The organism is Geitlerinema sp. PCC 9228 (genome assembly GCF_001870905.1).
Lineage (GTDB): Bacteria > Cyanobacteriota > Cyanobacteriia > Cyanobacteriales > PCC-9228 > PCC-9228.
The window spans coordinates 25,613-32,673 of sequence record NZ_LNDC01000172.1 but is presented as its reverse complement, the minus strand read 5'-3'; the positions used below and the strand labels follow the sequence as shown (position 1 = coordinate 32,673).

The 7,061-nt window shown below is 52.0% G+C and carries 8 protein-coding genes; 1 reads left to right on the top strand and 7 read right to left on the bottom strand.

The features are described from left to right. Positions 1–186: 186 nt before the first annotated feature. The 4 genes from AS151_RS18155 to rpmI all read right to left on the bottom strand — a co-directional run bounded on the left by AS151_RS18155 (position 187) and on the right by rpmI (position 2,318). The gene (locus AS151_RS18155; protein ID WP_071518486.1) at positions 187–720 is read right to left on the bottom strand and encodes a tetratricopeptide repeat protein; all 534 of its coding nucleotides are present in this window, start codon (positions 718–720) and stop codon (positions 187–189) included. Between the two features lie 76 nt (positions 721–796). Then, the gene (locus tag AS151_RS18150) at positions 797–1,687 is read right to left on the bottom strand and encodes a transporter substrate-binding domain-containing protein (RefSeq protein WP_211517642.1); all 891 of its coding nucleotides are present in this window, start codon (positions 1,685–1,687) and stop codon (positions 797–799) included. A 14-nt stretch (positions 1,688–1,701) separates the two neighbouring features. Further along, positions 1,702–2,055, bottom strand: a complete 354-nt coding sequence (gene rplT / locus AS151_RS18145) for a 50S ribosomal protein L20 (RefSeq protein WP_071518482.1) — start codon at positions 2,053–2,055, stop codon at positions 1,702–1,704. Between the two features lie 59 nt (positions 2,056–2,114). Beyond that, entirely contained in the window at positions 2,115–2,318 is a 204-nt protein-coding gene (rpmI, locus tag AS151_RS18140) for a 50S ribosomal protein L35 (RefSeq protein WP_071518484.1), read from the bottom strand. A 521-nt stretch (positions 2,319–2,839) separates the two neighbouring features. On the opposite strand from rpmI, the gene hmpF reads away from it, so the two are divergent. Continuing rightward, entirely contained in the window at positions 2,840–4,654 is a 1,815-nt protein-coding gene (gene hmpF, locus AS151_RS18135; protein WP_343327440.1) for a pilus motility taxis protein HmpF, read from the top strand. An 82-nt stretch (positions 4,655–4,736) separates the two neighbouring features. On the opposite strand, the gene tilS is transcribed toward hmpF, so the two are convergent. The 3 genes from tilS to AS151_RS18120 are packed head-to-tail and all read right to left on the bottom strand — an operon-like array spanning position 4,737 to position 7,040. Then, a complete protein-coding gene (gene tilS, locus AS151_RS18130; RefSeq protein WP_071518480.1) occupies positions 4,737–5,735 on the bottom strand; it encodes a tRNA lysidine(34) synthetase TilS in 999 nt (332 codons plus the stop codon). Beyond that, positions 5,719–6,417, bottom strand: a complete 699-nt coding sequence (gene queC, locus AS151_RS18125) for a 7-cyano-7-deazaguanine synthase QueC (protein WP_071518479.1) — start codon at positions 6,415–6,417, stop codon at positions 5,719–5,721. The genes tilS and queC overlap by 17 nt, the downstream gene beginning before the upstream one ends. After that, positions 6,414–7,040, bottom strand: a complete 627-nt coding sequence (locus AS151_RS18120; protein WP_071518478.1) for a 7-carboxy-7-deazaguanine synthase QueE — start codon at positions 7,038–7,040, stop codon at positions 6,414–6,416. The genes queC and AS151_RS18120 overlap by 4 nt, the downstream gene beginning before the upstream one ends. Between the last annotated feature and the right edge of the window lie 21 nt (positions 7,041–7,061).

Here is a 7,061-nt window from a genome sequence, read left to right as displayed (position 1 = left end):
CGGAGTCTGCTACGAGACCAAGGCTGGACGAACCGAACGCAATCAACACGAATGTCGATTTTTGTCCAGTGATTGGGTTAGTCTATAGGGACTACGTTGTCCCAATTTTTGCAGGGGCGCTTTGCAAAACACCCCTACCACAGCTATTGGTGAGTTTCAGAAAATCACGGTTTTTTAGAAATGAGATTAGTTGGATGGACTGACTAGTTTGCGCAATGGTTCTACCCGTTTTTTGGCAGTGGCGTTGTTGGGGTCGTACTCTAAGGCTTGGTCGTAGCAAGCCAAAGCTTGGGCTGTGAGCTGCTTGCGTTCGTAGGCAAATCCCAGATTGTTCAACGCGGTCACGTATTCGGGATACTGTTGGAGCGCTTCTTTGTATTGGCGAATGGCAAGGTCGTATTGTTCGGTGGCGGCGTAGGCAAATCCCAAGGCGTTGCACACCGCGGCGGTATCGGCCCCTGCTTCTAGGTCTTTGGATTTGAGGGTTTTCTGAAATTGCTCGATCGCTTGCGAATACAGTTTTTTCTCTAAAAAAATACTGCCTAGGGCGTAGCGTTCTGCTGCTGTGGCTTCGCCGTTTTTCACTTTCTTTTGCAGTTGGGCGAGGTTGCTTTCTTTGCGTCGGGTGCGCAAAATTTGCCGTACGATAAACCAACCCGATACAGAAAGGAAAACAAGCAGCAACACCAAGTACATAATGGCTAACAGATTGCTGTCCAGCATAGATATTCCACCGTCAGATAATTTAAAAACAAACTGCTGCGATAAGAAATGCAAAACAACCGGTGTGTGGCTGTTATCTTAGTCGATCTTCCCACAATTTGCGCCAGTCGCTAAAAGGCACTTGCCAGTGTTGGGCGCGCGAACGCAGCCAGCCACTTTCCCACCATTCGCGAATGGCTCGATCGATCTGTTGGCGTAAGGGTTGATACTGCAATCCTTTGGGTATCACCACGGCAATGGGTTGGGCGGATAGGCGTTGTGATAGCAGACTTACCTGGGGGTCGGTTTGTGCCCAGCCTGCCAAAATGCTCATATCGGCGGCGAACGCATCGGCTTGTCCGGCTACCAACAGCGATCGCCCGGCTTGGTAGGAATCTACTTTTTTTAGCGTCACCTCGGGATAAAAATATTTCACTGTCGCTGCGGTACTCGAACCCGCTAAAACGCCAATGGTGGCTTCTGATAGTTCTTGCCAGCTGTCTATGGTGGGGTCTTTGACTACTGCTGCGGCACCGTCTACGTAATAGGGGAGGCTGAAGCTCACCACCCGCGATCGCATTTCTGTAGCGGTTACGTGGGCGATCGCCATGTCGGCTTCACCGCGCAAAACCACAGCCAACCGCTGTTGGTTGCTTACAGGTAACCACCGCACTGCTTCGGCACTCCCCAACAATCGCTCGGCTAGCCGTTTGGCAATATCGATTTCAAATCCTTGCAATTCCCCTTGGGCGTTACGAAATCCCAACGGCCGGAGATTCTCTTTGACCGCGACAATTAAATATCCCCGCTTTTGGATCTCTTTCCATTCTGCTGCTTCTACCCCATGCCTGCCATCGCCGATGCCCACCACCAACGCGATCGCCATCTGAACGATGGCAATGCCCCCACGGGGAAAAACAACTCGGGATAGGAACACTCCTACCCCGATTTTTTGATGTCCCAATTTCGCGCGCCCGGTCAACACCTTCGCAGGTTCCCTTATTTGCTTTGGCTGGCGACTTGCACCACTTGGCGGAAGCTTTCCGGATCCATGACCGCCATCTGTGCCAGCATTTTCCGGTTGAGCTGGATATTGGCTTTGCGCAAGCCATCTACGAGGCGGCTGTAACTCATACCATTTTGCCTGGCGGCCGCATTGATGCGGGTAATCCACAAGCGACGGAAATTGCGCTTGCGCCGACGCCGGTCGGCATAGGCATAAGACAGCGCCCGCATGACGCGCTGGTTGGCGGTGCGAAATAGCTTCGAGTTGCCGCCGCGAAATCCTTTGGCGAGTTTGAGAATCTTTTTGCGGCGTTTGCGAGCTACGTTGCCGCGTTTTACTCTGGTCATGGTTGATCCCATCCTAAAATTTCAATGCTTTGTGCACGTGAACTGGTGCCGCAAGCGCCCTATAGATACGGCATCATTTTCCGTACGTTGTCCTCATCGGTTTTGTGGACCAAGGCCGGCTTGGACAAACGACGCTTGCGTACGGATTTTTTGTGCTTGAGCAAGTGGCTTTTGAACGCTTTGCGACGTACGATTTTACCACTTCCAGTGGCTCGAAAACGCTTGGCAGCAGCTTTGCGAGTCTTTACTTTGGTTTTTGGCATGGTCAAGCGTACTTTAATAACACAATCGATCATCTTACCATGACTGAGACCTCTGTGGCAAGCAGCCATCGTCTTCGCTGCGATCGGCAAACCAACAATTTCTAGTATTTTGCTGCGATAGCCATTCCCAAATTGTGGAACAATAAACTAGGATGCCGAACCAGTACGTGGGCGTCCCTCCCACTGGCTATCCCTGCCTGCTCAGACATTGGGTGTGCCCACATCCATGACGATCGCGCTCAAGATTGACTATACTGAATGGGTGGATAAAGTAGAAACGACTCTCTCGGATCGCTCCCCCGCGATCGCCACAGCCAGAGTCTCGATTGGCATCCGCGCCTCCCCTATCCAACCAAGCAGGGAGTTTGGGCCATCTGACGAGCCCCCGTGCCCTTGTTGTCTGTTTCGATTCCCGCTAACAATCGCAAGTAGAAGCCAACACACCCAGTGGTTCCTCTCTCAGGAATTTGGCTTGGAGGTGGCTAGGGGGGCACCAAAAATAGCTGCACTTGACAACTTGGTTGACAAGGGACGCTAGTCCGCTTACCGACAAATGGGACAATCCCCACCATAAAGAACGTCACAGGCGAGGAATATTAGGCGTGTTGTATCTAGCGGAAGTACAGAAAAGTAAGGGCGTTTTTGGCGGTAAAGCCCAGTTAAAGCTTCTTGCTTGTCAGCGTGGCGAGCAAAGCTGGAATGCAGTCAACAAAAATCCCATACCAGCAGAGGAAGCAAACGGATTCAACTCGGGAGCGCTGGTTCTAGTCGAGCTAGATAGTAACGATCGCATCAAAAAACCCCCCCAAGAAGCCGGGCGGGGATTGGTCAGCATCCTCCAAAATTTCTCCCGCCTCCAAGAAAAATATAAAAACCAAGAAGAAGAAATCGAGCAGTGGAAACAGTCGCTCACCTTCCAAAGCCAGGAACTCAACCGTCGCGAAGCCGAAATGGAAGCGCGGCGGGAAGAACTGGAGCAAATGCAGCAGGAGGTAGAGCAACTACAGGCACAGCGCCAAGAAATTGAAAACGCCCAGCAACAGGCCCAGCAACTCCAGGAAGAAGCCCAAAGGCGACAAAAAGAACTCGACGAAGCCGCCAAACGCATTGAAGCCGAAAAACGCCAGCTGCAAGAACAACAACAGCACCTGCAACAGGCATCGTCGTTAAATAGCGAACAAGTCCAGCGCATCCAAGAGCTACTCAATCAAATCTCCGGCGCGGTTGCCCCCACCGACACGGTACGCGAAGCGGTGAACGAAGCCCTCAATGGGGTTGACAGCCACCAATCCCTTCTCGACGGCTACTGGCAAGACCTGGAAAACCAACAAGCTCAAGCCGAACAGCAACAGGCAGAAGTCGATCGCTTGCAAGGGGAAATTGACAAAAAAGTAGAAGAGCTACGCCAATCCCAAGATTCCTTAGAAAATGCCCGCAGTGCCCTGCGAGTACAGCGCGAAACCCTACATATCAAACAGGAATACGCTCAAAGCGCTGCCAACCAGCTGCGCAATCAAGAAGAACTATACCAGCAAATTTTCCAACTCGTAGAAACCACCGACGAAGTCAATATTAGCGAACGGGTGGATATGGCGGAGCTGGAAAATATGTCTTTGGAGGAAATCCAAGGCAAAGTACAGCAGTTGCAGCAAGAGTTGGAACGCATGTCACGGTTTGTCAACGACCAGGAAGAGGAATTAAATCTGGAACGAGACACCATTTCCCAGCTCCAACAGCAGCTAGAACAAGCTGGCAGCAACGACGAACGCGATCGCCTCGAAACCGAACTCGCCGACGAACAAGACCACTACCAAATGCTCAACGAAACCCTAGTCGGTCAGCGTCGCAATTTGCGGGAAAGACAGGAAATTTTAGCCCAACACCAAGAAGTTCTGTGGCGACGGCTGGGCAATCCCGACATGAAGCCGGTGGAAAAGAAAATCGACTTGGGTCCCATTTTGCGACGCCTTGACGAACAGCGTCAGGAACAAGAGCAAGAATCCAAAAATTTGGAAGCAGAAGTAGAAAATATGCGCTCCGGCATCCAACAAGCTGAAGACGCGATCGCCCATCAAGAACAAGAGCATCAAGAACTCCAAAACGAACTGGACCAAATGCGCCAGCAGTGGCACGAACAAAGCATCGCCGTTGCCCAAATTTGGGGTCGCGTCAACCTATATCGCGAAATCCTACAACCCATACAAGACGCCCTCAACCAACTCCGTTCCCAACTAGAAAGTGCCATTCGCGCTTTGAACCAAGTTCAGGAAACGGGAGACTATCAGTTGCAGTCAATTGCAGAGTTGCAGCGAACCGTGCAAGATTTGGGGAATTAGATTTTAGAGAGGATGGGAGCGTCGGAGCGTCGGATCGAACAACCAATTGGATCTCCCACGCTCGGTAAGCTCGGTACACTCCTCACTGTGCTTCTTGCCACAAAATCCAATTGCCAGAAACTTCTGCGATCGCACCTCCAGGAAAAGGATCGGTACGGGAACGGTTGGGAGCATTAATTAAAGCCACCAGCTTCTCCACATGCTCGAAACGAGGGGTGTGGGGCAGCATATCTTGTAAGAATTGACGCAAAGCACGCCGTTGGAGCGCCAAAGGAGCTTTTTGTAAAATCTGGCGGTCGAAGGTATTGTGCTGGTATAGGGCGCGCTGGCGCAAATCTCGGGCGGCGGTTTCTAAATACGCCACATCCGCACGTAGCAATTCTGCGGTTTGTGCCAGGGATTGTTCCACCTTGGGATTGAAATGGGTTTGCAAATAGGGCAGTAACTGGTGGCGAATGCGCGGGCGAGCGTACTGCCAATTTTCGTTTTGCGGGTCTTCCCAAACCGGCAACCCCATCTGGCGGCAGAAGTCTCCTGTTTGTTGGCGAGAAATCTCCAACAAAGGACGCACCAATTGTAGGTTTGGTTGTAAAAACCGCTGCCAGGTGAGCGCCTGCAATCCATCGGCACCTGCTCCCCGCATTAAATTGTACAGCAGCGTTTCGGCGCGATCGCTGAGGGTATGAGCCACCACCAAATAACCATAACCCACCTCGATCGCCATTTCCGTTAGCGCTTGGTAACGCCATTTTCTCGCTGCCGCTTCGCTCTGGAGATTGATGGTGTGGCTGCCCCCCGTTGGGGCTACTTTGATATAAAAAGGCAACTGCCACTGATTGGCGATCGCTTCCACATGTTCCGCCATTCCCGCATCTGTATGCCAGCGGTGGTCGCAGTGGGCAATTCCCAACTGCCATTCCCATTTCGGTTGCAAATCCCACAGCAACTTCGCCAAACATAGGGAATCTTGACCGCCAGAAACCGCTATCAAAACGCTCTGGCGGCGGGGCAATAACTGTTTTTCTCGTAACGTTTGGTGGATTTGTGCGTGCAGGAGGGTCCAGCTATCCTGGTTCGGCATATAACTGTCTTCCCGTAGGCGTTGCCAACTCTTCAACGCCAGCTTCGATTAAAGCGCGATCGCGCAGGCGACAGGAATCGCACACGCCACAGGGTTGTTCTCCCCCTTGATAGCAAGACCAAGTTTCGGCGATGGGAACTCCCAATTGCAGGGCGCGGCGCACAATATCGGCTTTGCTATCCCGTACCAACGGCGCGACCAATTTAGGTGGTTTGCCTTCTACCCCGACTTTAGAAGATAGCCCCGCTACTTTTTGCATGGCTTCTAGATATTCAGGGCGACAATCAGGATAGCCAGAATAATCGATGGCGTTGATACCTAAATAAATAGTCTCGGCGGCAACGGCTTCGGCGAGGGAAAGGGCGATCGCGATAAACACCGTATTGCGCCCAGGAACATAAGTCGAAGGAATGGCGTTGGGATTGACCCCTTCGGTGGGAATCTCCTGGTTGGCTTCGGTGAGGGAAGAACCGCCCCACTGACCGATGGGCACATCCACCGTATAATGTTTTTCCATCCCCAAATGCTGGGCGATGGTGTTGGCAGCTTCCAGTTCTCGTTCGTGGCGCTGACCGTAGCGAAAAGACAGCGCGATCGCTTCATACCCATCGGCGATCGCTTGAGCCGCCGAAGTCGCCGAATCCAATCCGCCAGAAAGTAAAACAACCGCACGTGGTTTCATCGCACTTGCAAAAATTTATGGATTTGCAGGCTTACCCGCCATTGGGGATGCTCTAATACATAATCAAACACCAACTGTTCGCTCCCAGACGTTTCCCATTCCGGCTGCAAATACAAACGAGTCGATTTATTAACTTTCGCTGCTTCTTGTTCGGCCCATTCTAAATCTTCACAACCGGCAACCACCACTTTCAATTCGCTGACGTGGGGATAAATTTCCCCAACTGGCGGTTTAAACCGTTTCGGCGAGAGCGTTACCCAATCAAAACTCCCAGTAAAGGGATGGGCACCGGATGTTTCCAAATGCACCGGCAATCCGGCTTGGCGCAACGAATGGGTCAGTGGCAACAGATCGTGCATCAGCGGTTCCCCACCCGTCACCACCACAATCGCCGGTTTTGCCGCCACCGCATCTCGTACCAAATCTCCAGCAGCCATCTGCGGGTGGCGTTTGGGATTCCAAGATTCTTTGGTATCGCAAAACCAACAACCCACATCACAGCCGCCCAAACGAATAAAAAAGGCGCTGGTACCACTAAATGCTCCCTCCCCTTGGATAGAGGCAAAGGTTTCCACCACGGGATAGTTGGTTGGCGTTGGGGAAGCGATCGCCGAAGAAGTCATAACGAGCAAGAGATAATACAA